This is a genomic window from Vibrio superstes (assembly GCF_003569005.1).
Classification (GTDB): domain Bacteria; phylum Pseudomonadota; class Gammaproteobacteria; order Enterobacterales; family Vibrionaceae; genus Vibrio; species Vibrio superstes.
On the sequence record NZ_BCUR01000001.1, the window covers coordinates 257,446 to 283,231 of the forward strand.

The 25,786-nt window shown below is 44.5% G+C and carries 21 protein-coding genes; 10 read left to right on the top strand and 11 right to left on the bottom strand.

Annotated elements, in window-relative coordinates:
* Nucleotides 1-42: 42 nt before the first annotated feature.
* On the top strand, nt 43-270 hold the full coding sequence (locus tag D5I41_RS21340; RefSeq protein ID WP_017032370.1) for a hypothetical protein: 228 nt from the start codon (nt 43-45) through the stop codon (nt 268-270).
* Between the two features lie 362 nt (nt 271-632).
* The gene (locus tag D5I41_RS01115; protein ID WP_017032371.1) at nt 633-932 is read left to right on the top strand and encodes an isoamylase early set domain-containing protein; all 300 of its coding nucleotides are present in this window, start codon (nt 633-635) and stop codon (nt 930-932) included.
* Between the two features lie 76 nt (nt 933-1,008).
* Here the strand turns inward: D5I41_RS01115 and D5I41_RS01120 are convergent, their stop codons facing one another.
* The 5 genes from D5I41_RS01120 to D5I41_RS01135 all read right to left on the bottom strand — a co-directional run bounded on the left by D5I41_RS01120 (nt 1,009) and on the right by D5I41_RS01135 (nt 8,120).
* On the bottom strand, nt 1,009-1,782 hold the full coding sequence (locus D5I41_RS01120; protein WP_119008096.1) for a sulfite exporter TauE/SafE family protein: 774 nt from the start codon (nt 1,780-1,782) through the stop codon (nt 1,009-1,011).
* A gap of 30 nt (nt 1,783-1,812) precedes the next feature.
* A complete protein-coding gene (locus D5I41_RS01125; protein WP_119008097.1) occupies nt 1,813-4,227 on the bottom strand; it encodes a beta-mannosidase in 2,415 nt (804 codons plus the stop codon).
* A gap of 237 nt (nt 4,228-4,464) precedes the next feature.
* Entirely contained in the window at nt 4,465-4,590 is a 126-nt protein-coding gene (locus D5I41_RS21480; protein ID WP_017029604.1) for a hypothetical protein, read from the bottom strand.
* 105 nt (nt 4,591-4,695) lie between these two features.
* Complete coding sequence (locus D5I41_RS01130; protein ID WP_162892767.1) at nt 4,696-6,012, bottom strand: Na+/H+ antiporter NhaC family protein; 1,317 nt, start codon at nt 6,010-6,012, stop codon at nt 4,696-4,698.
* A 1,124-nt stretch (nt 6,013-7,136) separates the two neighbouring features.
* Nucleotides 7,137-8,120 carry a zinc-binding dehydrogenase gene (locus tag D5I41_RS01135; RefSeq protein WP_119008098.1) on the bottom strand — a complete coding sequence of 328 codons (984 nt, stop codon included), beginning with the start codon at nt 8,118-8,120 and terminating at the stop codon, nt 7,137-7,139.
* 105 nt (nt 8,121-8,225) lie between these two features.
* Here D5I41_RS01135 and D5I41_RS01140 point away from each other — a divergent pair, with 105 nt between their 5' ends.
* The 3 genes from D5I41_RS01140 (at nt 8,226) to D5I41_RS01150 (ending at nt 11,747) form a co-directional block, all read left to right on the top strand.
* Entirely contained in the window at nt 8,226-9,128 is a 903-nt protein-coding gene (locus tag D5I41_RS01140) for a LysR family transcriptional regulator (RefSeq protein WP_119008099.1), read from the top strand.
* Between the two features lie 87 nt (nt 9,129-9,215).
* Entirely contained in the window at nt 9,216-10,418 is a 1,203-nt protein-coding gene (locus D5I41_RS01145; RefSeq protein ID WP_119008100.1) for an OmpP1/FadL family transporter, read from the top strand.
* A gap of 372 nt (nt 10,419-10,790) precedes the next feature.
* A complete protein-coding gene (locus D5I41_RS01150) occupies nt 10,791-11,747 on the top strand; it encodes a LysR family transcriptional regulator (protein ID WP_119008101.1) in 957 nt (318 codons plus the stop codon).
* A gap of 9 nt (nt 11,748-11,756) precedes the next feature.
* Here the strand turns inward: D5I41_RS01150 and cra are convergent, their stop codons facing one another.
* On the bottom strand, nt 11,757-12,746 hold the full coding sequence (cra, locus tag D5I41_RS01155; protein WP_119008102.1) for a catabolite repressor/activator: 990 nt from the start codon (nt 12,744-12,746) through the stop codon (nt 11,757-11,759).
* Between the two features lie 292 nt (nt 12,747-13,038).
* Here cra and fruB point away from each other — a divergent pair, with 292 nt between their 5' ends.
* From fruB to fruA, 3 genes are read left to right on the top strand one after another with little or no spacing between them, the layout of a single operon-like run.
* A complete protein-coding gene (fruB, locus tag D5I41_RS01160; RefSeq protein ID WP_119008103.1) occupies nt 13,039-14,178 on the top strand; it encodes a fused PTS fructose transporter subunit IIA/HPr protein in 1,140 nt (379 codons plus the stop codon).
* Between the two features lie 10 nt (nt 14,179-14,188).
* The gene (gene pfkB / locus D5I41_RS01165) at nt 14,189-15,139 is read left to right on the top strand and encodes a 1-phosphofructokinase (protein WP_119008104.1); all 951 of its coding nucleotides are present in this window, start codon (nt 14,189-14,191) and stop codon (nt 15,137-15,139) included.
* Nucleotides 15,140-15,150: 11 nt separating this feature from the next.
* Nucleotides 15,151-16,875 carry a PTS fructose transporter subunit IIBC gene (gene fruA / locus D5I41_RS01170; RefSeq protein ID WP_119008105.1) on the top strand — a complete coding sequence of 575 codons (1,725 nt, stop codon included), beginning with the start codon at nt 15,151-15,153 and terminating at the stop codon, nt 16,873-16,875.
* Nucleotides 16,876-16,951: 76 nt separating this feature from the next.
* Here fruA and D5I41_RS01175 read toward each other — a convergent pair whose 3' ends face one another.
* Nucleotides 16,952-17,308, bottom strand: coding sequence for a hypothetical protein (locus D5I41_RS01175; protein ID WP_119008106.1), 357 nt, complete (start codon nt 17,306-17,308; stop codon nt 16,952-16,954).
* Nucleotides 17,309-17,365: 57 nt separating this feature from the next.
* Nucleotides 17,366-19,213, bottom strand: coding sequence for a M3 family metallopeptidase (locus tag D5I41_RS01180; protein WP_119008107.1), 1,848 nt, complete (start codon nt 19,211-19,213; stop codon nt 17,366-17,368).
* A gap of 824 nt (nt 19,214-20,037) precedes the next feature.
* On the opposite strand from D5I41_RS01180, the gene nfsA reads away from it, so the two are divergent.
* Nucleotides 20,038-20,760 (top strand): oxygen-insensitive NADPH nitroreductase, encoded by a 723-nt coding sequence (nfsA, locus tag D5I41_RS01185; RefSeq protein WP_119008108.1) that lies wholly within the window; start codon nt 20,038-20,040, stop codon nt 20,758-20,760.
* Nucleotide 20,761: 1 nt separating this feature from the next.
* Nucleotides 20,762-21,316, top strand: a complete 555-nt coding sequence (locus tag D5I41_RS01190; RefSeq protein ID WP_119008109.1) for a DUF1415 domain-containing protein — start codon at nt 20,762-20,764, stop codon at nt 21,314-21,316.
* A gap of 66 nt (nt 21,317-21,382) precedes the next feature.
* Here the strand turns inward: D5I41_RS01190 and D5I41_RS01195 are convergent, their stop codons facing one another.
* From D5I41_RS01195 to D5I41_RS01205, 3 genes are all read right to left on the bottom strand, one after another.
* Nucleotides 21,383-21,688: a hypothetical protein gene (locus tag D5I41_RS01195; protein ID WP_119008110.1), complete on the bottom strand. Its 306-nt coding sequence runs from the start codon at nt 21,686-21,688 to the stop codon at nt 21,383-21,385.
* A 1,453-nt stretch (nt 21,689-23,141) separates the two neighbouring features.
* Entirely contained in the window at nt 23,142-24,521 is a 1,380-nt protein-coding gene (gene dbpA, locus D5I41_RS01200) for an ATP-dependent RNA helicase DbpA (RefSeq protein WP_119008111.1), read from the bottom strand.
* Between the two features lie 80 nt (nt 24,522-24,601).
* Complete coding sequence (locus D5I41_RS01205) at nt 24,602-25,783, bottom strand: hypothetical protein (RefSeq protein ID WP_119008112.1); 1,182 nt, start codon at nt 25,781-25,783, stop codon at nt 24,602-24,604.
* Nucleotides 25,784-25,786: the final 3 nt, after the last annotated feature.

The following is a 25,786-nucleotide window of genomic DNA, read 5'->3' on the forward strand; positions in this document are numbered from 1 at the left end:
AGGAGTTACACTGTTGCTGTCTTGACAATGGGAGGTTTAGACATGAATAAAGACTCATTCGGCATTTGCATAAATAGTGCGATGTTAAAGAAAAATGAGCGAACAACGTTCACCCATGTTCGAGCATATCAAGCTACCGAGTCTGAGTTGGACTTAAGAGTGTTACTTGCTATCCCCCAGATCACCGGGAAAGATCTTTTAAATACCATTCAGCATTCGAGAGACTTAATATGGCGCGCTACATATCAATGTAACGCAGAATACGAGTAAACAAGTACGCTACATTTGTCATAGTAAAAAAAGAGAAAAGCCCGCCAACATTATCCATTGTTTGCGGGCTTTTTGTTGGTCGAATAAAGCTGAGCAGATCCAGGGCAATTGATGTGAAACATACCCCTATGTTTAAAGGGCTTTAACATATCAACTATTTTTCTCAGTGATGACTTAGCTTGTAATTTATCAACGTAATAGTCTCTATCCCTATTACAAATACATACATTTTTTTTAGAACAGAGCAACTTATTGATAAGAGTCTTAAAATTTAGTTATAAAATTACAAAATTACTTGCAGTTCATATTTTAATCGCTGAAAATTAAAATAGCGTTGGATTACATATATAAGGAATATAGCCGTGCTTAAAAAACGATTTTTCAAAACCAAAGACGAAGTTGAAGTAACTTTTGAGTGGCCAAAGACAGAAGAGCAATCAATCTCTGTTGCCGGTGACTTCACTGATTGGCAACCTGTTGCGATGAAGTACAACAAAACCAAGAAAGCATTCAACTTTAAAACTCGCTTCCCTAAAAATGAACAATTTCAATTTCGCTACCTAATCGATGGCGAAGTATGGGAAAACGACCCTAAAGCAGATGATTATGTACCAAACGATTGTGGTACAGATAACAGCTTGGTTTCTACAGCAGAAGCTTAATTGTTGGCACCGTAAAGCAATACACAAAGGCTCGGTCATATGACCGAGCCTTTTTCGTGTGTGATATCAAAACAACCTATAGATAAGTGCTATAGAAGAAATAGACTGTTATGGAAACGCTGATCGCGATGACAGTATTCTTTACCCATATCTGTGGAAGCCTACGTGAAATATGCGCCGCATAGTAACCTCCAACCAAAGTACCAACCAAGACCACTAGCGTCGCGTGCCAATCAATAGCCCCTTGAACAATAAAAATAACAATAGCCGTTAACGACACACCGCATGAGATTAGCAGCTTCACGCCGTTCATAACGTTGATGTCACGATAGCCAGCGATGACCAGAAAGCTGAGTGATATGATCCCAAGACCTGCATTAAAGAAACCACCATAAGTGGCAACCACCAGCAAACCAGCCCAAACCAAAACCTGCCCTATCTGAGAAGCATGTTTATAGCGACTCGCAGTAGCCTGCAATAGTTGATTGAATCTAGGTCCGATAATAAATAGCACAGTCGCAAACAGCAAAAGCCACGGAACTACCTTTAAAAACGTATTCTCTTCGACGGTCATCAATGACCAAGCCCCTAGCCCTCCCCCTAACACGCTAAACAGTATTATCTTGGGTAGGTTTTGCCTGTCTTTGGCAATGTCTTCTTTGAACGCGTACGCGCCACTTAGGTATCCAGCAGTGGATGCGAGGGTATTGCTGGCATTAGCCATTACCGGAGGGACACCACTTAACATTAGCGCAGGAAAGGTGACAAAGCTCCCCCCTCCCGCGATGGAGTTCATCACGCCGCCAATCACGCCTGCGATAAACAATAAAACCAGCTCCAATATTCCCACTTAACATCCCTTAGGCAATGACTACACACTTTAATAGCTGTTCGATAGGTCGTACACTTGCAGGCTTTCCAGCATCAATGCCTGGTCTTCTCCGATATAGCGTACCCTCTTGTGTTCATTAGGTAGTAGGGTAAAGCTAGAGTCAGAGAAGCGCCCTGCTCCATCATGCTCTAAATGCACGAAAAAGGCCGGCATATCTGTTGATAGCAAAATAGAATCTCCATCCACTTCAACCTGTATATTGGCATGCTGCAGATTTAGAGACTTGAATCTAGGGGACGTAAACCAAGTGTTCTGATTTACTTCACTCTCTGTCTCTATGCTCACATGGAAAAAGCTGTTGTGTTGGTCATTTTTCCACTCCGCCTTTGGCAGTTGCCACGCAACAATATTTTGGTCGGCCAGAAGGTTGAGATCGAGAGACCATTCGCCAAGTACCTCACCATGCCAGTCAACTCGAACAACACGTCCTGTGACTTGTTTATTCTCGCGACTGTTGTTACTTAAATGCATTGTAATTGCGTCTTCGGTCTCCACAAATGGGCAATATACCGGAGAATAAAAGCGCTTGGCGTGATAGTGCAGTTGCTTCCAGCGCCCTGAGTATTCAATACTAGACCAAGAACTTACTGGCCAATTATCATTCAATTGCCAGTACAACATCCCACGACAAACTGGGCTTTGAGCGCGCCAATACTCACACCCCGTCTTGATAGCAATCGCCTGCTGCACTTGACTAAGATACAACATCTGCTCAAACCCCTGAGGGAAGCGAAAATAACGTGTAAACATCTCTGTGATAATGCTATTACCACTGTCATTTTTCTGATGGCTTTCAAATGTCGGTGAAGTAACATTCCAATCGCTCTCAGGCACAAAAGTTTTGACCTCAGCAAACGACGGCCACGACTGGAATCCAAATTCAGAGCAGAAGCGAGGCTTGATGGCAAGATAGGCATCAAAAGAGCCACCTGAGTGCCACACATCCCAAAAATGCATATCCCCTCGATTGTCTTCGTGCCATGCATCACCAAAGTCAAGCCCTCCATTGCAGGGCGAACTTGGCCAAAAACAGCGAGATGGATCTTCTATTGCAATGATCTCATGTAACTTACGGTTGAAGCGGTCATAGTTAACCGCGTACTTATCGCGATTGTTTCGTGATTCTTCGTACCAGTTTAACGCGCCGATTACCTCATTATCTCCGCACCAAATAGCAATGCAGGTATGGTCTCGAAGCCTTTGGATCTGATCGCGTATTTCAGGCTCTACGTCAGCGATAAACTCTGGCGTTGACGGGTACAAAGAACAGGCAAACATCATATCTTGCCACACTAAAAGACCTAGCTCATCGCACAAGTCATAGAAATAATCAGATTCATACTGGCCACCACCCCAAACTCGAATCATATTCATATTGGCATCAACAGCACTCTGCAGAAGCATTTCATAACGCTCTGCAGTCTGCTTGGACGGCATCGCATCCACAGGGATCCAGTTTGCCCCTTTGGCCATAATAGGAAAGCCGTTAACCCTAAACTCCATCGCCGAACCAATGCTATCGGATTCGTTATTAAGTTCTAAGCGACGCAGTCCAACCCGTTTATTAATCTCCTGTTCATCAACGCTCACGCGAAGTTGATATAGAGGCTGATCACCATAACCTACAGGCCACCACAGCTTGGGCGACGCTTCATAAAATCGCGCAGTCGTTTTGCCTTCTGCCGAAGATATTATGGTCGTGCTTTGAGAGCCAAAACTAATCTCAATAGGTACTCCCGCTACCGTCTGATGAGCAACGGTTATCAAGACTTCAACGCTGCCATCAGCTAACCAGTTTTGATCTGTCTGAACCTGCTCTAAACGAAGTGTGTTAATCAGTTGAATCTGTATGGAGTCATAAATGCCTGATACCACTAAACAGATACCCCAATCCCAGCCAGAATGGCACTGCGTCTTTCGGATAAGATTCATGTGGGGCAGCTGATTATTTGCGCCCATAGAGGAAGGAATAGGAAAAGGCAGCTGTTCCGCTCTGCGTTTCGCTTCTGTATCCACCCTAGAAAAATAGACCTGTATTCGATTTTCGCCTTCCATTAGAAACGGCTTCAGGTCAATTCGATGAATTCGAAACATGTTGCTAGTAGTAAAGACGGTTTCACCATTGACCACAAATGTCGCTAAGGTATCGACTCGACTTACGAGTAGATCTAAAGACTGGCATGCTAGTTGCTGTGCTGAAACGTCAAAAGTCCGCTCAATGACCCACTCACACTCAGCCACCCACTGCACGTCTTTTTCATTTATCCCATGGTAAGGATTATCGATAATCTCAGCATTCATCAGGGCATGATAATTATCACCTGGTATTGTGATTGGAACTGAAATTTCCGGCCGTTGGGGAGATGAAAGAGACCAGTCTCCATCTAGGATAATCGTTGACATTCAAGGTCCTCAGTAACTGTATTTGAAATCAGAGAGTGACCGCAGTCTATCGCGTTTATATCATCGAAGATGTTGTTTTTATGAAAGAAAATATGATGTTGTGAAGCGTGCCACGTTTGTTTTACTCGCTAGAATTGAAAGGGGTTAGAGCGTCACAATCCTAATAAAAAACGTCCATAAATGGACGCTTATTCGTGAACAGACTTTTCAGATTCTAATGGTTTTGATTGGAATGTTTTAGAAAGACAATACATCAATCATAAAGTCGAAGAAACCAATCATATCCTCTGTGAAAAACGTACCAATAAGGACAAATGTACTACTTACTATCAGCGTTTTTTCTAGAGTTGTTAATTGAGGCATTCCTTTCTCCACTGCTCGAGTACGATAAGAGCCACTTTATTTACATGACTCTTATTGTGCTGAATTACTTGAGGTCTGTTGACGGCTTTATTGTCTATTTCTAGATTAACGCTTACCTATGATAATGGTCAATGCTGCTGCAATCGCCAAGAAGAAACAATAATATGAATTAGCTACCACCGCCAGTGGCGATAGGCCAAAGATAGAGCCTAATAATAAAATCTGAGCGCCGTACGGTAATACGCCTTGAATAACGCAAGAGTAGATATCTAACAGACTTGCGCTTCGTTTCGCGGGTACCTGGTTCTCTTGTGCTAATTCTTTGGCCACACCACCAGCAACAATAATGGATACCGTGTTATTAGCAGTACAAAGGTTGGTTAAACTCACCACCGAAGCAATTCCTATCTCCGCTCCGCGTTGACTGTTCTTGTGACCACGGATCATTCGACTCACTCGGTCGGTAATGTACGCCAAGCCGCCTTGCTGCTTCATTAACGCACTGATACCGCCAATCAACATCGACAATAGGAATATCTCCTGCATATTACCAAAGCCTGTGTAGATATCACTTGCAAAGCCGCTCATGGTATAGTCAGTCGCAGATACAAATCCAATGGCTCCTGCTAGCACTATACCTAAACTCAGTACCACAAACACATTCACACCTGATACCGCCAATACTAAAATGGTCAGATAAGGTATCACCTTAATCCAATCTACCGCTTCAACACTCGGTACTTGTGATGCCTTACTATTAATTCCAAACAGCACCAGTGCGAACAGCGCCGCAGGCAAAGCAATACGGATGTTTTCTTTGAACTTATCGCGCATCTGACAGCCTTGCGAGCGAGTGGCCGCAATGGTGGTATCAGAAATAATCGATAGGTTGTCACCAAACATAGCTCCGCTCAATACGACACCCGCAGTCAGTGCCACATCCATATCAGCAGCATTGGCAATACCAAGAGCCACAGGCGCAACAGCAGCAATAGTACCCATGGAGGTCCCCATCGAGGTAGCAATGAATGCTGAGATAATGAATATGCCTGGCAAGATAAGCGCTGTTGGGATCATTGCCAATCCCAGGTTTACCGTCGCTTCCACACCGCCGGTAGCACTCGCTACAGCGGCAAAAGCACCGGCTAGCAAGTAGATAACACACATAGCAATAATGTCAGTATGCCCAACACCTCGCAGAAACTGTTCAATCGCGGTATTCAGCTTGTCTTTGCTTAACACAATACCCAACACAACAGCAGGTAATGCCGCTACCGGCGCAGGCAATTGATAAAACGCCATCTCCACTTCTTGAAGTGTCATGTAGACACCCGTGCCAATGAAAAGCGCGAGGAATAAAAACAGAGGTAATAGCGCCTTAAAAGAAGGCGATACAGAGTTAGAAGGAGTAGCGTCAGACATGTTACAAAGATCACAAAAACAAAAGAGCGCGTAGACTAGTGGCATACAGTTTTATTGTCAACGTCTAGACGTCTAAACCCCCACAATTCCTAATTAGTTTGTTGGATCTTGAAATCATTAATGATACGGCTCGTTTTATGAAAGAGATTCCCGCTAAAAGCCAGCGGGAATGCGGTCTTTAATACGACCATAAAGTAGTTATCATCACCCGCACAGCCAAAACGTACCGTCATCCTCGAAGTCTTTAATCGAGGATCTTAGTGAGTTGTGAGTGTGAAGATGATAAAAGGCAAGGGATGTTATCAGCGAGTTGGTCACCATCTAAGATTCTGGATAGTTGCACATCACCGCACTACCGCACCGTCATGCCCGAAGTGTTTTCCGGGCTGGCGCACCAGTCGGGCATCTGCTATGCCAAGTAACTCGCAATCAAAGTACCTAGGCCTCCAATAGAAGCACTCGGAGTGCAACGAACTTTTGTCATGCCCGAAGTGTTTTCCGAGCGGGCTTACCAGTCGGGCATCTACTACACCAAGTAACTCGTAAAGGAAGTACCTAGACCTCCGATAACAGCGCTCGGAGGTGACGAGCTTTTGTCATGCCCGAGTGTTTTCCGATCTGGCGCACCAGTCGGGCATCTGCTATACCGAGTAACTCCCAATAAAAGTACCTAGACCTCCGATAGAAGCACTCGGAGGTGACGAGTTTTTGTCATGCCCGAAGTGTTTTCCGAGCTGGCGTGCCAGTCGGGCATCTGCTATACCAAGTAACTCGTAAAGGAAGTACCTAGACCTCCGATAAAAGCATTCGGAGGTGACGAGCTTTTGTCATGCCCGAGTGTTTTCCGAGCTGGCGTACCAGTCGGGCATCTGCTATGCCAAGTAACTCGCAAAGAAAGTACCTAGACCTCCGATAACAGCACTCGGAGGTGACGGACTTTTGTCATGCCCTAAGTGTTTTAACGAGCTTTGTCATGCCCGAAGTCTCTTATCGGGCATCTGCTGTACCAAGTAACTCGCAATAAAAGTGCCTAGACCTCCGATAAAAGTGCTCGGAGGTGACGAACTTTTGTCATGCCCGAAGTGTTTTCCGAGCTGGCGTACCAGTTGGGCATCTTCGGTCACTTAAAACGTGACTACAACCTTCCCTACCGTTCTCTGCTCTCTAATTTTTGTTAGTGCATCGCCCGCTTCATCTAAAGAGATGATTTGTAGTTGAGGTATGGTAATTTCACCTTGCTCTAAAAGCAGGTTAAACGCATTTCCTGCGCTGACAATGGCGTTACGACCTCGGCGATGATTGACATGTCCAGACCCTAGGCTTAGTTGATGAAAACTTAACCCTCTCAGAAAAGCATTCTCGTACGCTTCGGGGCGAACAACCTGCACTAGTTCTACCATTTGACCTTGATAGCCTAATACCTTACTGCACAAGATATCGTTGTCTCCTCCCACACAATCAAGGGCGACTTCGACGCCTTTGCCTTGCATAATTTCATCAACCTTCGCGACAACATCCGATTCAAGGTAGTCAATGCAATGCGTGGCACCCAGCTCTTCAACAAACGCATGATTCTTAGCTGAGCAGGTAGTAATAATCGTCGGCACTTTATAATGTTTCGCTAGTTGGATCGCAAAGCTGCCCACTCCGCCTGAACCACCTGCGATGAAAATAGAGTCTCGTTTGGCAATATCCAGCTTATCTACCAACGCGCACCATGCTGTCCAGCCTGCACAAGGGGTTGCTGCAGCGACTGCAGAATCCGTATCAGGATGCTCAATTAAAGTGCGAGAGTCTTGCACGGCATATTCGGCAAACCCGCCTTGAGTTCGGCGCATATTACCGTGGTACAGCACTCTGTCGCCTACGCTCCATTCAATGACTTTATCTCCGACCTCGACTATCTCTCCGGCTACATCGAGACCACCTACAAAATCGTCGTTCATGTTTTCAACCATACCTTTCCATAAATGCACCTTGGCATCCACAGGATTAAGAGCAACCGCATCGACCTTTACCACCACATCCCAACCCGTCTCTATCTGAGGCATAGAGAGTAGCTTGAGGATGAATTGATCACGGCTAGCATTGTATGTGAGCGCTTTCATTCAAATTTCCTTTTAAATTACCTGTCTAGCACTAAGTTTATCTTGCATTAACTGCATGTAAAATTATGATTTATAAATAACTCAATAAAGAATATTTATAACAATATGTTGAACCCTACCTGGCTTAAAACCTTCAAAACCTTAGTCGAAGTCAACCATTTCACCCGCACTGCGGAAGCACTCTTCATGACTCAACCTGGGGTTACTCAACATATACAAAAACTAGAACAAGCCTGCGGTACTCCTCTACTGATCAAGAAAGGCAAAAGCTTTGAGCTTACAGAGCAAGGCCATATCGTTTACAAATACGCCTGCGATCTCATGGAGCAGCAGCAGAACCTGCTCAATACCCTACAAACTGATGACCCGTATAGCGGTAGTATCAAACTTGCGTGCTCTGGCGCACTGGCACAATGGTTATTTCCCAAATTTATTGCACTGCAGGCCGAGCATCAAAACCTAAAGGTAAAATTTGAGGCGGCACCTAACAAACGCATTTGTGAATACGTGCAACAGGGACACTCACTATTCGGTCTGGTCACCCAAGTTCCCAATCAAGCGGAGTTTGAGGTCACTAGAATAGGTACAGAGTCACTTTGCTTGGTATTACCAAAGAAACATTCCAAATCCAGCCTCAATAGCGAGGTTTTACAACAACTTGGATTGGTTGATCACCCAGATGGGCAGCAGTATCTCGCCAAGTATTTAGAAGAATGTGGGAACAAAGAACTAGCTGACATTTCTATTCGCGAGCTGAAGCGCATTACTTACATCAATCAGCTGAGTCAGATCTTGTACCCCGTGGCACAAGGCATAGGTTTCACCGTTTTACCCTTGAGTGCTGTTCTTTCTTCTCCCTTTTACCCAGAACTCTATATCCACGAGCCAAATACAAATGTCGAAGATGAGCTGTACCTAATATCAAAGAAAGATCGACCGCTACCTAGTCGATACCACCAATTTATTACCCTAATCCAAGACTCAATTAACGAATCAAAATCCACTTGAGTAATATCTGAAATAAATTTTTGTCATTACTCAACATAACACTGCCCCTATATCCTATTAGAAGTTTCTCATTTCAGGGTTGGTGTTATGTCGTTTGCTCGTTTTCGCTGCAATCATATTTCTATCGCAATAGGTCTTGCTGTTGCGTCTTCTACCGCCAGTGCCAGTGGTATTTTTCTCGCTGAAGCAAGCTACGCTAATATGGGCACCGGTGGTGCAGGCGATGGCGTTTATACTGGTAATGCAGCTGCGATATGGACCAATCCAGCAACACTAAGCTTTATGGACGAAGAGCGTCACACTATCAATGCGACAGTGTTGAATTTGGATATGGAGTATAACGATTCAGGAAACCGTGAAGGTGCTGACTCGAATAAGACCATGCCTGTTATTAGCTATTTTAGTAACCATCATATTAACGATCAGTGGGCATACGGCATTGCATTTTCAAGTCGCGGTGGTGCTGCGCTCGACTATGGTTACGAGTGGGCGGGTGCGAATCAATTGACCGACGTAGCTCTCATTACGTATCAGTTCAATCCATCAGTCGCCTATCGAATCAATGATAACGTTTCTATCGCTGCAGGCTTGCAACTAGACTATGCACTGATCAATGCGAACACAAAAGCGATAGAGCTAGAGACCTCAGATAGCTTCGCTTACGGCTATAATCTTGGCCTCATGTTTGATGTTTCTGAACAAACAAAGGTCGGCATATCCTATCGCTCTCAACTTGAACATGAGTTTTCCGGTGATTCAAACCTATACACCAGTGACAGAGTATTGAATGGAACCTATGGTGCGCCTTTAATCACCCCAGCAACGGTTGACATTAGCGCCAGTTACAAAATTAACAGTAACGTGACACTCATGACCTCTATTCAATGGCATGATTGGAGTAAGTGGCAAGATACCATTGTTGATTTGAACTATGGTGGCCAAGGTACTGCGTATGAAATTCCACGAGGATTTGAAGATGTATGGCACTTTGGTTTCGGTGGTGAATACAAGCTTCGTAATAACTGGAAAGTAAAGGCGGGCTACTCATACGAAACATCACCATTAGACGACGCATCGACACAATCTCCTGACCTACCTGTTGGTGAGCAGCACAGGTACTCTATTGGTTTATCTAAAACTTGGGATGAGAACACGCTGGATATCTATTATCAGTATGCAGATTTCGGCGAAATGGATATCGCGCAAAACAATAACCCTGACAATATCAAAATGCTCAATGGTCAGTTTATTGGACAAGTCCACTTCGTAGGACTCGGCTACACCTTTTAATCATACTTCGAAAGAGTGGCTTGATAGCCACTCTCATAACTTTAAATCGACGGACTAAAACAACCCCACGGATGGAGCAACGACTAACAGAAGGTAACAAATTTGTACTTCATCAAAGCTCCTAACCCTCAAGATATACAAACCCTGCTCACTCTACCTATCTATTCTCTAGAAAGACTTTTCAGCCGCCTACCCTGCGAAAGCAAAGAGCGCTTAATTCGTGCCATGTTAGAAGAAAAACTAACTTAATGATTAATTTACAGTTTTAGCTACAAAATTTCGTACCAAGACTGCTTTTTGTGAGAATTCCATCTATAGTAATATTCGTCTAAAAGTTTTTACTCTTAAACTAATATAACTTGAGTGTATAACATGAAATCTCTTGAACAGCAGTTGTCTCGACTGGACTTGAACCTACTGGTCTCATTAAGCGTTTTATTGAAAGAAAAGAATGTTTCCAGAGCAGCAGAAGTGCTTTATCTGTCGCAACCGGCTATGAGTCGTACCTTAAAAAGGCTTAGAGATGTGTTTGATGATCCTCTTTTTTATAGAGAATCGGCGGGGCTGCAACCCACAGAGAAAGCACTTACCCTTCAAGAGCCGCTAAGCGAAATATTGCTATCGGTAAACAAGCTGATTGATAGCACTCAATTTTCACCGCAAAGCTGTGACCAAACCTTCCGTATTTCACTCCCCCCTTTGATGAGTCGTCAGTTGTCTGTACCACTGATCAAAGAGCTCATGCGTATTGCACCCAACGCCAGTCTACTTGAGTATCCCGCAGCACTCGATCCAACAACCTTACTCAAAGACCGCGCTGTAGACTTCTCTATACATATTGAACAGCCAGGTAATAGCCAAGAGTTTCCCTGTGAGTTAATAGGTAGTACCCATGCCGTATTCTATGGCATTTCAGGTCACCCTTTGTCGAATAAAAGTGACACTACACTACAAGATTGTCTCAAATATCAGTTTGTCGATCTCATCCTAGACTTGAGGTCAGTGTCAGGATCTCACAACCCTATTGATTCTTACTTAGAAAACAAAGGATTGAAGCGGGATATTGTGTTTAAAAGTGGCCAACTCAATACACTGATAGATGCGATGCAAGGCTCAGACAAACTGCTTATTTCTACGCATACTTTGCGAAGTGTTGATGACTTCAAGCAACGACTCGATCCTGTATTTGAGATCAAAGGAGATCCCAAAATGGATATCAAGGTGTACTTGGTGGAGCATAAGCGCACATTAAACAGTGCAGCGCATCAATGGCTCAAACAACTGATCTTAGATACCTTGCGCGATAAGGCATTCCCAGCTGAGTATTGATCACTGTTTTTAGGAACGTTTATTACGAACCTTCAATGCCCTCTCAATAAATTCCACTCCCGGTTCATAGCGTTTAGCACTAGCATTCAATGCCAGTGCTAACGCACTATCTGCGATCTCTTCGAAGCGCTGTGCCATGGTGTTCACTTTTAATGGAATAAAATCTAACAAGCGGTTATCACCAAAGGTTGCTATTTGTATACGCTGAACAAGCTCTGCATCTGGCAACACAACATCTAATACGCCCTCAAGCAAAGTATATGACGTGCACACAATCGCATCAGGAAGGCAATCGAGAGTGACCCACTCTTGCACAAGACGTCGTCCTTCATCTGCCGAAAAATGCTCGCCATAGGCCAACCTCAAATCGATACCTTTATTCTTAATCGCAGCTTCTAAACCCAGTTGACGATCTCTAGATACTGGCAAGTTAGGCAAAGCGCCTATTAAGCCAACACTCTTCACTTCACTGCTTAGGATAGACGTTGTCAGTTTCAAGGCTGCCTCAAAGTCTTCACTCACCACACAACTGAACACCTCATCATCTAACGGGCGATCGAGCGCAATCACTGGCGTACCTTTTTGCAGTAGTAATTGATAATACTCATTGGCATCAGGCATGGATGTTGCCACAAACAAAGCATCAATCCTGCGACTCACAAGCGCTTCTGCCAAGGCCTGTTCAGTTTTAGGGTCATCATCAGAGCAACCAATGAGGATCTGGTAACCCGCTTGTCGCGAGTTTTGCTCTAATAGTTTTGCAAGCCGTGCATAACTTGCGTTCTCTAGATCAGGAATGATCAAGCCAAAAGAGCGGCTGCTACCAGCTCTCAAGGAAGAAGCAGCATGATCTGGACGGAAGTTGTGCTCATCAACCACAGCCATTACTTTCTGCTGTGTTTTCTCGCTGATGCGATACTTTTTGGCCTTACCATTGATCACATAGCTTGCAGTCGTTTTTGATACACCAGCCAGTTTAGCTATCTCTTCTAAAGTCATTCATGATCCTAATGATTTGTGCACTTGATCATAGTTATCCAGATCAATGCTTTCTTTTTATTGAACTATAAGCTGAATCGGTTAACTATAAAAGCTGAAACGGTTAAGCATGATTAAAATTGCTGATGACTACCACTATTTTGAAGCATTAGTATAGATATATAGAGTTGAACCAAGGATTTCATCGGTTGCACAATCGATTGAAATTTTTATTTGCTGATTTGCTGAACCGATTTAGCATCAATATAAAGCACGACTTGAGAGTGCGATTTTACATAGAACTGAGGCGGATATGCTCACAATAAATGAAAATGATATTAGGTTGCAGCAAAGTGCAGCGGATAAAACAGCGGCTATTCAAGAAATCGCAAAAAGCCTAACCAATAAAAACCTTGTCGACTCGGGCTATCTGGAAGGAATGCTTAACCGTGAGTCACAGAACTCTACATTTTTAGGCAATGGCATCGCCATTCCTCATGGCACTGTAGACACTCGTTCACTGGTTCACAATACCGGTGTCTCTGTGCATCATTTCCCCGAGGGGGTTGATTGGGGCGACGGCAATACGGTTTACCTAGCCATTGGTATTGCTGCTAAATCTGATGAGCACCTTGGTATCCTAAAGCAACTCACTAAGGTTCTCTCCGCTGACAGCGTTGAAAATAAGCTTAAGCAGGCTGAAAATGCTCAGCAGATCATTGCCTTGCTTAATGGCGAAGTTCAGCTAAAAGCAGACTTTGATGCCTCGCTAATTCAGTTGAACTTCCCTGCGAGCGACATGTTGCAAATGGCTGCAGTTGCAGGTGGTCTACTTAAAAACACTGGATGTGTTGAAAACGAATTTGTTGCTGATCTAGTGACCAAATCCCCTACTCCCCTAGGTCAAGGTTTATGGCTAGTAGCAAGTGACAAAGGCGTTAAGCGTACAGCTATGTCGTTTGTTACCACATCAAACCAATGTGAGTTTGAGGGAGAAGTCGTTAAAGGACTGGTTGCCTTTTCTGCCAACAGCAATGTGCATCAGTCCATGCTCAACATCCTTGTGGACGCTGTCTCATCAGGTCGACAAAATGAACTTTTACAAGCGTCCGCAGAAAGCCTGATGACTTTATTTACAGGTGAAGAATCGCCTGTTTCTTCAGACACCAAGCCTTCAGATAATTGCGCTGTATTCACCATCAAAAATGCTCATGGTTTGCATGCTAGACCAGGCGCAATGTTAGTCGCTGAAGCCAAAAAGTTTGAATCTAAGATCACTGTTTGTAACCTAGATGGTGAGGCAAAGCCCGTTAACGCGAAAAGCCTAATGAAGGTCATTGCCATGGGCGTGAAACATGGTCATCAACTTCAATTTGCTGCCGAAGGCAAAGACGCAAAAGAAGCGCTTGATAGCATCGGCAAAGCCATTGAATCTGGCCTTGGCGAGGGATGAGGAATTAACTATGACAACAACGAAAGTAGTAACCGTAACCCTTAACCCGGCATTAGATCTCACAGGTAGCTTGGAGTCGCTAAATCAAGGCTCTGTAAGCTTGGTTAAGTCAGGCACATTGCATGCTGCAGGTAAAGGCGTAAACGTCGCCAAGGTACTTAGTGAGCTGGGCGCAGAGGTCACGGTCACAGGTTTTCTAGGAAAGGATAATCCTGAGCTGTTCATCCAGCTTTTTAATGATATCAACGCGCGTGATGCCTTCGTTCAAGTAGAAGGGGCAACCCGCATCAACGTGAAGCTTGTTGAGGATAGTGGCAAGGTCAGTGATATTAACTTTCCTGGCGTACAAGTCACTCAAGGCGATATTGACCGCTTTGAAGAGACTCTCTTTGAGCTTGCTAAAGACCACGATTATTTTGTGATAGCGGGCAGCCTTCCTCAAGGTGTCAGCCCTGAACTGTGCGCATCTTGGGTCAAAAGACTCCATTCAATGGACAAGAAGGTGCTGTTCGACAGCAGTCGCGCAGCTTTGTCTGCAGGCCTCGAGGCACAGCCTTGGCTGATCAAGCCGAACGATGAAGAGTTAGCTGACTTTGTTGGAAGATCACTGAATAACGCAAACGAGTGCCAACAAGCGGCCCTTGAACTGGCTAATAAAGGCATCGAAAACATTGTTGTGAGTATGGGAGCACAAGGTGTGATGTGGCTTAACCAAGGTCAATGGTTATTCTCAAAGCCACCAAAAATGGAAGTTGTGAGCACCGTTGGTGCCGGTGACACCTTAGTCGCGGGTCTATGTTGGGGGCATATGCAAGGCTTGGAAAAAGAAACGCTACTGCGCTTTGCTACCGCCTTATCAGCCTTAGCGGTATCGCAAATCGGAGTCGGTATCCCAAGCCAAACACGGCTTGAACAGACCATTAGTCAGGTCAATGTACAACAAACAATAATATCAAAATAAAGGACTGCCCTATGAACATTGCAATTATCACAGCCTGCCCAAGTGGTGTCGCGAACAGCATCATTGCTGCAGGCCTTTTAGACAAAGCCGCTAAAGCGCTACACCTTGATGCAAAAATCGAATGCCAATCTAAGGTCATTGAAGGCTATGTCCTTAGCAAGCAAGATATAGATGACGCTGAAATTGTCATCATCGCTTCAGACACAGCGATCGATACATCACGCCTTGTGAACAAAAATGTCTTTCAAGGCAATATCAAAGATGCGGTTAAAAATGCGAGTGCGTTTATCGAACACGCTCAACAACATGCCGTAACACTAACCAGTGACGCTGTATCCACTGGCAGTATCGAGTCTTCTGATAGCAAGAAGATAGTCGCGATCACCGCCTGCCCTACGGGTGTCGCACATACCTTTATGGCTGCTGAAGCCCTCGAAGACGAAGCTGTTCGTCAGGGCCACCAAATCAAGGTTGAAACCCGAGGTTCTGTTGGTGCTAAAAACCAGCTCACAGAGCAAGACATTGAACAAGCGGATCTTGTGATCATAGCGGCAGACATTGATGTGCCACTGGATCGCTTTAACGGTAAACTGCTTTACCGCACCAAGACAGGGCCCGCCCTTAAGAAAACCAAGCAAGAAATGGACAAAGCCTTTTTGGAGGCAACGCCTTATCAAGCTACAGGAGGCGCTTCTGCCGAGGTCTCTACAGAAAGCAAAGGCGTGTATCAGCACCTTATGACTGGCGTGTCACACATGTTACCCGTGGTGGTAGCAGGTGGTCTTATCATTGCGCTGAGTTTCGTATTTGGTATCGAGGCATTTAAGCAAGAGGGGACATTAGCGGCGGCCTTGATGAGTATTGGTGGCGGCTCCGCCTTTGCTCTGATGATCCCTGTTCTTGCAGGCTATATCGCTTTCTCAATTGCCGATCGCCCTGGATTGGCTCCGGGCCTTGTGGGCGGCATGCTAGCCAGCACACTTGGTGCTGGTTTCCTTGGGGGGATCGCGGCAGGTTTTATCGCAGGTTACAGTGCCAAGTTTATTGCTGATAAACTGTCTTTGCCGCAATCAATGGAGGCACTCAAGCCAATCCTGATCATTCCATTTGTTGCGACTCTTTTCACTGGCCTGGTCATGATCTATGTGGTGGGCAGCCCAGTAGCCGCAACGATGAGCGGTCTTGAGAACTTCCTAAATACCATGGGGGCAGGTAACGCCGTTATGCTAGGTATTCTGCTAGGCGCAATGATGTGCTTTGACCTAGGCGGTCCAGTAAACAAAGCAGCCTATGCCTTTGGTGTTGGCCTACTCGCTTCACAACAATATGCGCCTATGGCAGCTATCATGGCGGCAGGTATGGTACCTGCACTCGGTATGGGACTGGCAACCTTTTTAGCGAAAAGCAAATTTGAAGCCAGTGCGCGTGAAGCAGGCAAAGCATCATTTGTATTAGGCTTGTGCTTTATCTCTGAAGGCGCAATTCCATTTGCGGCCAAAGATCCAATGCGCGTGATACCTTCTTGTATGGCTGGCGGCGCTTTAACGGGTGCGCTTTCTATGCTGTTCGGTGCCGAGCTGTTAGCACCACACGGTGGATTGTTTGTTCTGCTTATTCCTAATGCCATCTCTCCTGTATTGATGTACTTGGTTGCGATTGCCGCAGGTACCGCCGTTACCGGATTTAGCTATGCGTTCTTGAAAAAACGCGACGAGCAAGTTTTAGCATCTGCGTAAACTCATCTAAAGGTTAAAAGGCCAGATTCGCTGATGAAACGAATCTGGCCTTTTTTACTTTCTACTTATTCGAGATCTACTGTTCAGTTTCAAGCCAGCTCTCGATGACCTCTCTAGCCTCAAAACACTCTCCCTGTAGCGTTTGTGTATGCGCATCAAAAGGCTGGCCGATAAACGTTGTGCGAATCATTTTCCCTGTTGCCAGTTCAATATGAGTGCTTACCCTACCCTGAAAATTCTGCAATAACGCAAAATCATTGCTCACGAATACCAGTTGGCTTGAGTAGTAGAGGAAATAGTCTGGCGTAGAGCTAAGCTTGCAGGTCAATGTTAGCTGTTCGTTTGCCATTGCTTCAAAAGCCATTACATTCAAAGACAGGGCACTCACTATTAAAAGAGAGGACAGCTTACTGATTCGACAAGCATGGCTCATGAAAGGCTCCCGTTCACCTTAATACTGATAAGTATAGATAAACAGGAGCACTCTCAATTAACGTCCATAGTATTCAACAATATACTGCTCAAAATCGTGGCACATTTGCTCATCACTTAGCTCGTTGTTCGCGAGCTCTTTATCACCATCCACAATGCTGATTTTTGCATTAAGAGAGTGAACGCAAGCTCGAGGCCTGTTTGCAAGCACAGAGATTTTATCCTGCTCTATCTGCCATGCCTGTTCAGACGTCAAATTACATTCGTCAGCAAGGTATTTGGCATTAAATCCCTCGCCCGTTAGCTGAATTATGGTTTGGTTGTGATTGACCGCATTGCCTTGATGCCAGTAATGCTCTTCTAGCAAAGGCCCTATCTCAGGATTATCCGTTAGGTACCCAAACTTATTAGTGAAATAAGCTCTGGTTTGATATACCGCCATATGTGCCAACAGGTAACCTTGATAGGCACAAGCCGACTCATCCGATAGTAAGTGAGGTATTGCCATTAGCGGTCTTGGGCTGCACTCCAGACCTAGGATGTTTTTCTCCATTTCACGCGCTAATCGAGTGATGTTTTCAGGCGTGAGTTCTTCATCCGCTAATTGGTACAAGGCTCGTTCAAAATACGGCACCACTAGAATGCTGCGCTCAGTATAGGCTTTGAAAGGCTGCTTACTTTCTATCATCGCTTTTATCACTGAATCGGGAATGGCCACGCCATTTTCGTCCAATGCATAGAGCTTTAGCCAGTCACCATCTTCTAAGAGGCTGTCACAAAACATTGATTGTGTTTCTGCATAGGCCATTGATGTCGGAGCAAACTCTTGAGAAAAGCACGGAGCATTCATCTTCACGTTGGCAAAGTGTGCAGCGTGTCCGCCCTCATGGAACAAGGTGTTAATGCCATCGTAGCCACTGCCTACCTGATCGGGTTTAGCGTTACTAGTGAAGTTAACCTTAGCGGGTACCCATTGTGAGTTGTCGTAAAACGATGGGATAGGTCCATGGCAAAATCCATTAGGGTATTTGCCTTTGCGATCGAGCAAATCTAGGGTCAGCTCCGCATTAGAATAGTTGATATTCAATCGACCAAACGATTCAATCCATCGGCGCAACGATTGTGAAAATGGTACATACGGGTCAAGATCACGCATTGCGTCACCCGAAAAAGAGTACACAAAATTGTGACCTTCAAGGGCTTGCTGTCCTTTATCACTTGCCAATTGTTTAAGACTACTCAAGTTACTTTCGCGAGTTCGTTGTTCAAAATCATCCAGTATGGTGAACAATTCTGTTGTGGTCATTTGCTCTGTTTTCACAATCGAATAGTCAAAGAAATTGTCATATCCCAATGAGCGAGCGAATTGATTGCGCAGTTTAACTAGGTCCAAAAGTCCATTCACCAGTAACCATTGCTCAAGATCTAGCATAGCCTGATGCGATGACTTTCTAACCGACTCATTATCGCTAGTACGGATATTGGCAGCAAGTACGGGAAGTGACCCTTCTTGCTTATTGCCTTGTGCATCAATAAAGATTTGGGTGTGCTGCTGTTTCCTTTCAAATAGCTCAGACTCAAATTTAATTAAATCAGCCTTCAACTCTCGCGCTTCACGAGTAGGCAAAGCATGAGCTTTAAACGTAGCAAGCCATCCCTCAAGCCCAGCCTTAACGACATCAGCCTTATCGTTTAATGGCGTCGATTGAAGCTTTTCCAGTTGCAGTTGTATTTCTGAGAGTCTATCGGCATTGCTTAAAAATTGGTTCCAGTGGGTTTCAGCTTGAGCCGAACCCGCTTGATCGTTTGAGATGCCCATATAGGTTTCCCAGAATAGATCCTCTTTTTGGCGATGGACCGCCAAATATTCTTTGTTCAACGAGTCTAGATATTGATGTGGATGCATGCGTTTTCTCATTCCCTTGAGTGATCATTAAAGGTAAGTTCTATAGAAAATAGTGTAACCATATAGAATAGATATGGATACTAGTTGCGGGTAATAAAGCCTGCCTCATCAATCAGTTTACTGCAAAAATACAGATGCTCCCTAATGTCTATAGGCTCTGTAAGAGATCTCTCACAACAGTGTGGGAATAAAGTGTTTTTTAGTATAGACACCTTCCTGTGATTTCACGTAACCCATTGTTATTATTCTAAATAACTTATTTTCAACAATGATCGTTCAGTTATTTTTTATCGTATAAGCTCGTACACCGTTGATAAGAATCACCAGTACAGTAATATGTTTCTTGTCGACAGGGAGTTGGCAGGAAAGGAAAACCTAAAGGACTGGGTATCTTCAGGAAGAAGATTCGATTACTAGGAAGTAGTCAACACGGAAGTAGAGCCTTAGGATAGGCGAAAGATTCAACACTGGACGTTGAGTTCAAGGACACCGTCAGGAAGACGATGCAAAAGGATTGGGTTAATGGACTTAGCCTGAGCAAGGATAGTATTAGGGAATGTGTTTGTAGCGGGATTGCTGCGTTTAAAAATTTGCCCCACCAGCTTGCTGTGTGGGGCTTCTTTTTATCCACTACTCTCTTATACCAATCGTACTCAATAACTACTTGTCGAAAAATCCTGCCTTGTTCTTGAGTATTTTCCCTACGCTAATTCTGAGCACTTACTTAGTGTGATTGATATTACCTCCCACTCCTCAATAAGTTACTTTTCTCTGTTACTCATTATTGTTACTCTGAAATCCAACGATTTCGCATGGAAAGCAAGATGAATAGCACCATCAACACTCTACTCAGCCACCGTTCAATTCGCTCTTTTACCGAGCAGCCAATAGACTCTAGCCTTCTCGACACTATTCTTAACTGTGGCCTAGCGGCGTCCAGCTCTAGTTTTATTCAGTGTGTGTCGGTTGTTCGCGTTTCAACTGCTGAAAACAGATCAAAACTTGCCGAATATGCAGGGGGGCAACCCTATGTGGAAAGCTGCTCGGAATTTCTAGTCTTTTGTGCGGATTACAATCGCCACCAGCAAATTCATCCTGAAGCCCAGTTAGGGTTTACCGAACAAACTCTGATTGGCTCTATCGATGCCGCAATGATGGCGCAAAACTGCTTAACTGCAGCGGAATCTCTTGGCCTTGGTGGGGTTTACATTGGTGGTCTGCGAAATAACCCGCATAAGGTAACGGAGCTTCTAGCCCTTCCTAAACATGTCATTCCTCTGTTTGGGCTTTGTTTAGGCTATCCAAACCAAAACCCAGAAACCAAGCCACGCTTACCTAAGTCTATTGTCGTGCATCAAGAACATTATCAGCCAATAAGCTTGGATGAATTGGCACAATATGATGCGCACATTCAAGATTATTACGCGACGCGTACAGACAACAAAAAAGCGGTTTCATGGTCAACACAGATCACCCAGACACTCAGCAAGGAAGCACGCCCATTTATGCATGACTTTCTGCAGAAACAGGGATTCAACACAAAATAATATGAGTATGAATATACAGCAGGTTGAAAAAGAAACTCAGGATTGGCTTGAGCAAGTGGTCATAGGCCTGAACTTATGCCCTTTTGCGCATAAACCAAATAAGAACAAGCAAATAAAGATTGCGGTAACAGAAGCCACCTCAGAAGAGGCACTTCTAGAGTTTATCTTGTTAGAATTGCGAGAGTTGGACAGCAAAGAGCCCAAAGAACTTGAGACCACATTGGTGGTCGCCCCAGCAATGCTTGAAGATTTTATGGATTATAACTTCTTCTTAGATTGGGTTGATGCGTTGTTGAAGCAAGAAGAGTATGAAGGGATCTATCAAGTAGCCAGCTTTCATCCTGATTACTGTTTCGGTGGCACAGAGCCAGAAGATGCGGAAAACCTCACCAACCGCTCGCCTTATCCCACTATCCACTTGATCCGTGAAGAATCTATGGAAAGGGTTTTAAAGCACTATCCTGATCCTGAAGCGATTCCAGACAATAATATTGCGAGAGTGGAAGGTTTGACTGCTGAAGAGAAAGCGAAACTCTTCCCGTATTTGATTAGGTAGTCAGAAGTAAAGCTTTAACAAAAAGGTATGGATTCGCCAATATAACGACATCCATACCCCAAAAGTTTACTGATTCAACAAGCTTCTTAGCTGCGCAACCTCACCCTCAGGCAGGTTGAAGGGCGTATTATTCAATACGCACTTTACCGTCACTTCCGCTGGAGCATGTCTGCTCCCTTTTGTAGATAAGAACTTATAGACTTTTCCGTTGCGATCAAATAACCCTTGGCAATAGGTGTGAGTCTTTCTATATGGCATTAGCTTCAGAGGTGGATTTTGCTCTGAAGGCACTGTTACAGCAGCCCTTGCCTTTGTGCTGGCACTCATCGCATCGGTTTCAATATTAGTCTTCAAGTCATTATGTGTAGACATAGGTGCTCCTAGAAAAAAACATCCATGCTTATTTTGTCCTGTGGAAATCTATCAGCCATTGCGGCTGCTCCAAGGGAAGGCCTTGGACTCACCTAAAATAACCTGTTCAACAAACGCACAGAAATGATTTTGATATATCTCTGTTATTCTTTGAGCTTATATCATTGGTCAAAGATACCTACGCATCTGCGTTGTTCATCTTTGCTGAGTCATACACTTGATAGATGCCCCACTGGTACGCCAACTCGGAAAACACTTCGAGCATGACGAGGTTCAGCTCTGTCATCTCCGAGCGCTCCTATCGGAGATCTAGTGATTCCAGTACGAAGCAAACAGGATGGAAAGATGCCCCACTGGTACGCCAGCCCGGAAAACACTTTGGGCATGACGAGGTTCGACTCTTGTCATCTCCGAACGCTCCTATCGGAGATCTAGTGATTGCGTTACGAGGCAAACAGCATGCAAAGATGCTCGACTAGTACGCCAGCTCGGAAAACACTTCGAGCATGACGAAGTTCGACTCTGTCATCTCCGAGTGCTCCTATCGGAGATCTAGTGATTCCAGTACGAAGCAAACAGGATGGAAAGATGCCCAACTGGTACGCCAGCCCGGAAAACACTTTGGGCATGACGAGGTTCGACTCTTGTCATCTCCGAGTGCTCCTATCGGAGATCTGGTGATTGCGGTACGAGGCAAACAGCATGCAAAGATGCTCGACTGGTACGCCAACTCGGAAAACACTTCGAGCATTCAATGCCGTCATCTCCGAGCGCTCCTATCGGAGATCTAGTGATTGAGCTCAAATAGTAAGCGATGAGAAGTGCATGTTGCTTCAACAAACAAGTAACTATGAAATGAAGTTCGTCTGTCCACATTTAGAGCATATATACTTTCGTTTGTTTCTTTTTAAGAACAACTTCTCAACCAGGCTTCTCCTTTCTCTGAAGTATGGGAGTTGAGCAGCGCAATTTTTGCAACGATGTACCATTTGCATAACCTTTCTATAGATCCTATGAATAAAACAGTAAGTAATTTATATTAAAATTTTATGTAAATGAAGTTTATGGCACAGTGTTCACTATAAAAAATAGTAATTGAATATTAATAAAATCATACCTTTACTATTTTTAGTACGATATTCGATAAAATAACAAGCAATTGATGAATCATCAGGCAGGAGTATATTTTGCGTACATAAGCATTTCTTTAACTATCTTGCACTGAATTAAAATCCAGAAAACTGATTGAAGTAGCCAGCCACCAATAAGGTATCACATACGCATAAAGTAAACCACATGTTCTTAGCGAAAAGCAGAAAGTCATCGTACTAAGCAAGAATAAAAACGAGAGAAGATAAAATCTAGAAGGTTAGAAAATACTAGCAGAAGAGATATAAGCAATAATAAAAAGCCCCATCAGCTCAATGTAAACTAATGGGGCCAAACTTAACGATTAAGAAAGAATACGGGCTCTAAACTTACGGCCTTTCATTTTGCCGTTTTCGATCTTCTTGTGTGCAACCTTAGCCAATGACTTATCGACAGCTACGTAAGCACGCATATCAAATAGGTTGATTTTACCTACCATTTTACCGTCAATGCCATTTTGACCCGTTAAGGCACCAAGAATGTCCCCTGCTCTCACTTTTTGCTTCTTACCACCAGAAATTTCGATGGTCACCATGGTTGGTTGAAGCGGTGTATTGTTTGAGGTCTGTGGAAGCGCTTCTGGTTCGATGGCAATATCCATGTATTCATCGATCATGGCAACGCGGTGATGCTCTTTGTCATTGAAAAGACTGCACGCAACCCCTTTACTGCCTGCACGGCCAGTACGACCGATACGGTGAACGTGCACTTCAGGATCACGAGATAGCTGATAGTTAATGACCGCATCCAGGTTCTCTACATCAAGTCCACGTGCTGCTACGTCTGTGGCAACAAGAATCGAGATGCTCTTATTTGAAAACTGAACCAGCGTTTGGTTGCGCTCACGTTGCTCTAGGTCACCGTGCAGGTCAATAACGCTAAAGCCCTTATAATGAAGCTCATCGGCTACTTCTTGAACTTCTCGCTTGGTATTACAGAAGATCACCGCAGACTCAGGTTGGTGCGTCAGCAACAATGTTTCCAATGCTTGCATACGCTGCTCATTATCATCTACTTTGTAGAAGTGTTGAGAAATAGTGCTTTGCTCATGGGTAGACTCAACCTTAACTAATTGTGGGTCTTGCATAATGCGAGCCGCAACCTGCTGAATTTTTTCAGGGAATGTGGCACTAAATAGCAAAGTCTGGCGCTGTTTCGGCGCTTCAGCAACAATCGCATCTAAAGCATCCTGAAAGCCCATGTCTAACATTCTGTCAGCTTCATCCAACACTAGAGTATTCAGCTCTGCTAGATTGATACGACCTCTTTCCAAGTGATCAAGAATGCGACCAGGTGTACCTACCAAAATGTGTGCACCGTGCTCCAAAGAGCCAATTTGAGGCCCCATAGGCACACCACCACATAAAGTGAGTACTTTTATATTGTGAATAGTACGTGCCAGTTTTCGGATTTCTTTTGCTACTTGGTCAGCCAACTCACGAGTTGGGCACAATACCAATGACTGCACGCGAAATCGCTTCACATTCAGGTTGGTCAAAAGGCTTAGACCAAACGCTGCTGTTTTACCTGATCCAGTTTTGCCCTGACCAATGACGTCTTTACCATTTAACATCAGTGGCAAGCTTTGCGCCTGTATAGGCGTCATCTCGGAATACTCCATCGACGCCAAATTATCAAGCAATGGCTGAGATAAAGGTAACTTAGAAAATTTATTGTCGCTCAAGGGAGATTCCTTTTATGGATTAGGTAAGTAGCGCTGTTTCAAGGGTGACGACCCTAAAGGGTAGACACACTAATTGCAAGTTAAAAGTTCCACCCTAGATTAGCAAAGATCAGGGTATTCGGTGTTTGGCCAAATAAGCTGTCACTGGCACCATCAAAACGTTGCGCTACTAGCACTAATTGCCAATCATTCGATAGCGAAGAGGTACTAGAAACACCAAGATAAAAAGAGTCATCATCGTAGTAAGAACCCGAGAATACAATGCGGTTCAGCGGCGTAATCTCAAACCCTAGATCTGCATAAGCAGTAAATTCGGTAAAGCTCAAAGTTCGTGCAGTTAAGGGTAGATTAAGAAAGACGATAGCGTTTTGTACGTCTTGAGGCTCAGTGATATGTAGCAGTGCCACCGTGCTCATCCAGTTTCTGGCACCTGAGAAGTTATATCCAAGCTCTACACTAGAAACCACGGATGTCGTTAGCGGCTGTAAATTGCCATCCGCTGTTTGCCATTCATCCTTAGTGGGGCTAAATAGCGTACTTTCGGCCTTCAACGAAGCACCCGCAAGGTCAGTAGCAAGCCCTGCCCCTATGACAAAATCAAGGTTAGCCTTTCCAACAATGACCTGGGCATCCCAGTTCGCCACATTAAACAGGTAGCGTGCAGAGTAACTGTGCAACTCACTATCTTCTGAAGGGCTAAATGCGAGATTTAGCTCACTGGCGTAGCCTAGCTTTCTGGTCAAATAAAGTGCATCTGTGCCAGGTCGTTCGGGATAGTCCACATCGTATATAGAGTAAGAATTAAAGATATCGTTGGGATTCCAAATGGTATTCATACCCCAATTGATACGAAACCGCCCCACTCTCCCCTGATAATTGTCGCTATGCCAATCTGCATAAAGCCGATCAAATTGAGAGTTGGCGAAAAAATCGCTGCCCTCACCCCAATTAAACGTGAGGTCTAGATAGCCTGGGTCGAACCCAATGACTTCACGATATAACTCACTTTGCGCTGAGTCCCCCCAGAACAAACGATTTCGAACGCTAGCATTAAAGCGTAATTGGCTACTAAAGCGATACTCAAAATCCAACCGATTATGGACTTGGTGATCAAAGAGATCCTCTCCGCCATCAATAAGTGTGCCTGTCATCATATAGTTAACATAACCCGACAACTCCCAGTCTTTCTCTGGTTCTAACCCTGGAATTTGCGCCTGCAATAAAAGTGGCAACAAGAGTAAGGAGACGATGAAGACACGCATGGC

What these genes read in the sequence shown, in the direction of transcription:
- D5I41_RS01205 (WP_119008112.1), bottom strand. Translation starts at nt 25,783, where the DNA reads ATGCGTGTCTTCATCGTCTCCTTACTCTTGTTGCCACTTTTATTGCAG.
- D5I41_RS01140 (WP_119008099.1), top strand. Translation starts at nt 8,226, where the DNA reads ATGTTGAACCCTACCTGGCTTAAAACCTTCAAAACCTTAGTCGAAGTC.
- D5I41_RS01195 (WP_119008110.1), bottom strand. Translation starts at nt 21,688, where the DNA reads ATGTCTACACATAATGACTTGAAGACTAATATTGAAACCGATGCGATG.
- D5I41_RS01135 (WP_119008098.1), bottom strand. Translation starts at nt 8,120, where the DNA reads ATGAAAGCGCTCACATACAATGCTAGCCGTGATCAATTCATCCTCAAG.
- D5I41_RS01180 (WP_119008107.1), bottom strand. Translation starts at nt 19,213, where the DNA reads ATGCATCCACATCAATATCTAGACTCGTTGAACAAAGAATATTTGGCG.
- fruA (WP_119008105.1), top strand. Translation starts at nt 15,151, where the DNA reads ATGAACATTGCAATTATCACAGCCTGCCCAAGTGGTGTCGCGAACAGC.
- D5I41_RS01190 (WP_119008109.1), top strand. Translation starts at nt 20,762, where the DNA reads ATGAGTATGAATATACAGCAGGTTGAAAAAGAAACTCAGGATTGGCTT.
- D5I41_RS01150 (WP_119008101.1), top strand. Translation starts at nt 10,791, where the DNA reads ATGAAATCTCTTGAACAGCAGTTGTCTCGACTGGACTTGAACCTACTG.
- cra (WP_119008102.1), bottom strand. Translation starts at nt 12,746, where the DNA reads ATGACTTTAGAAGAGATAGCTAAACTGGCTGGTGTATCAAAAACGACT.
- D5I41_RS01125 (WP_119008097.1), bottom strand. Translation starts at nt 4,227, where the DNA reads ATGTCAACGATTATCCTAGATGGAGACTGGTCTCTTTCATCTCCCCAA.
- D5I41_RS21340 (WP_017032370.1), top strand. Translation starts at nt 43, where the DNA reads ATGAATAAAGACTCATTCGGCATTTGCATAAATAGTGCGATGTTAAAG.
- nfsA (WP_119008108.1), top strand. Translation starts at nt 20,038, where the DNA reads ATGAATAGCACCATCAACACTCTACTCAGCCACCGTTCAATTCGCTCT.
- D5I41_RS01130 (WP_162892767.1), bottom strand. Translation starts at nt 6,012, where the DNA reads ATGTCTGACGCTACTCCTTCTAACTCTGTATCGCCTTCTTTTAAGGCG.
- fruB (WP_119008103.1), top strand. Translation starts at nt 13,039, where the DNA reads ATGCTCACAATAAATGAAAATGATATTAGGTTGCAGCAAAGTGCAGCG.
- pfkB (WP_119008104.1), top strand. Translation starts at nt 14,189, where the DNA reads ATGACAACAACGAAAGTAGTAACCGTAACCCTTAACCCGGCATTAGAT.
- D5I41_RS01145 (WP_119008100.1), top strand. Translation starts at nt 9,216, where the DNA reads ATGTCGTTTGCTCGTTTTCGCTGCAATCATATTTCTATCGCAATAGGT.
- D5I41_RS01175 (WP_119008106.1), bottom strand. Translation starts at nt 17,308, where the DNA reads ATGAGCCATGCTTGTCGAATCAGTAAGCTGTCCTCTCTTTTAATAGTG.
- D5I41_RS21480 (WP_017029604.1), bottom strand. Translation starts at nt 4,590, where the DNA reads ATGCCTCAATTAACAACTCTAGAAAAAACGCTGATAGTAAGTAGTACA.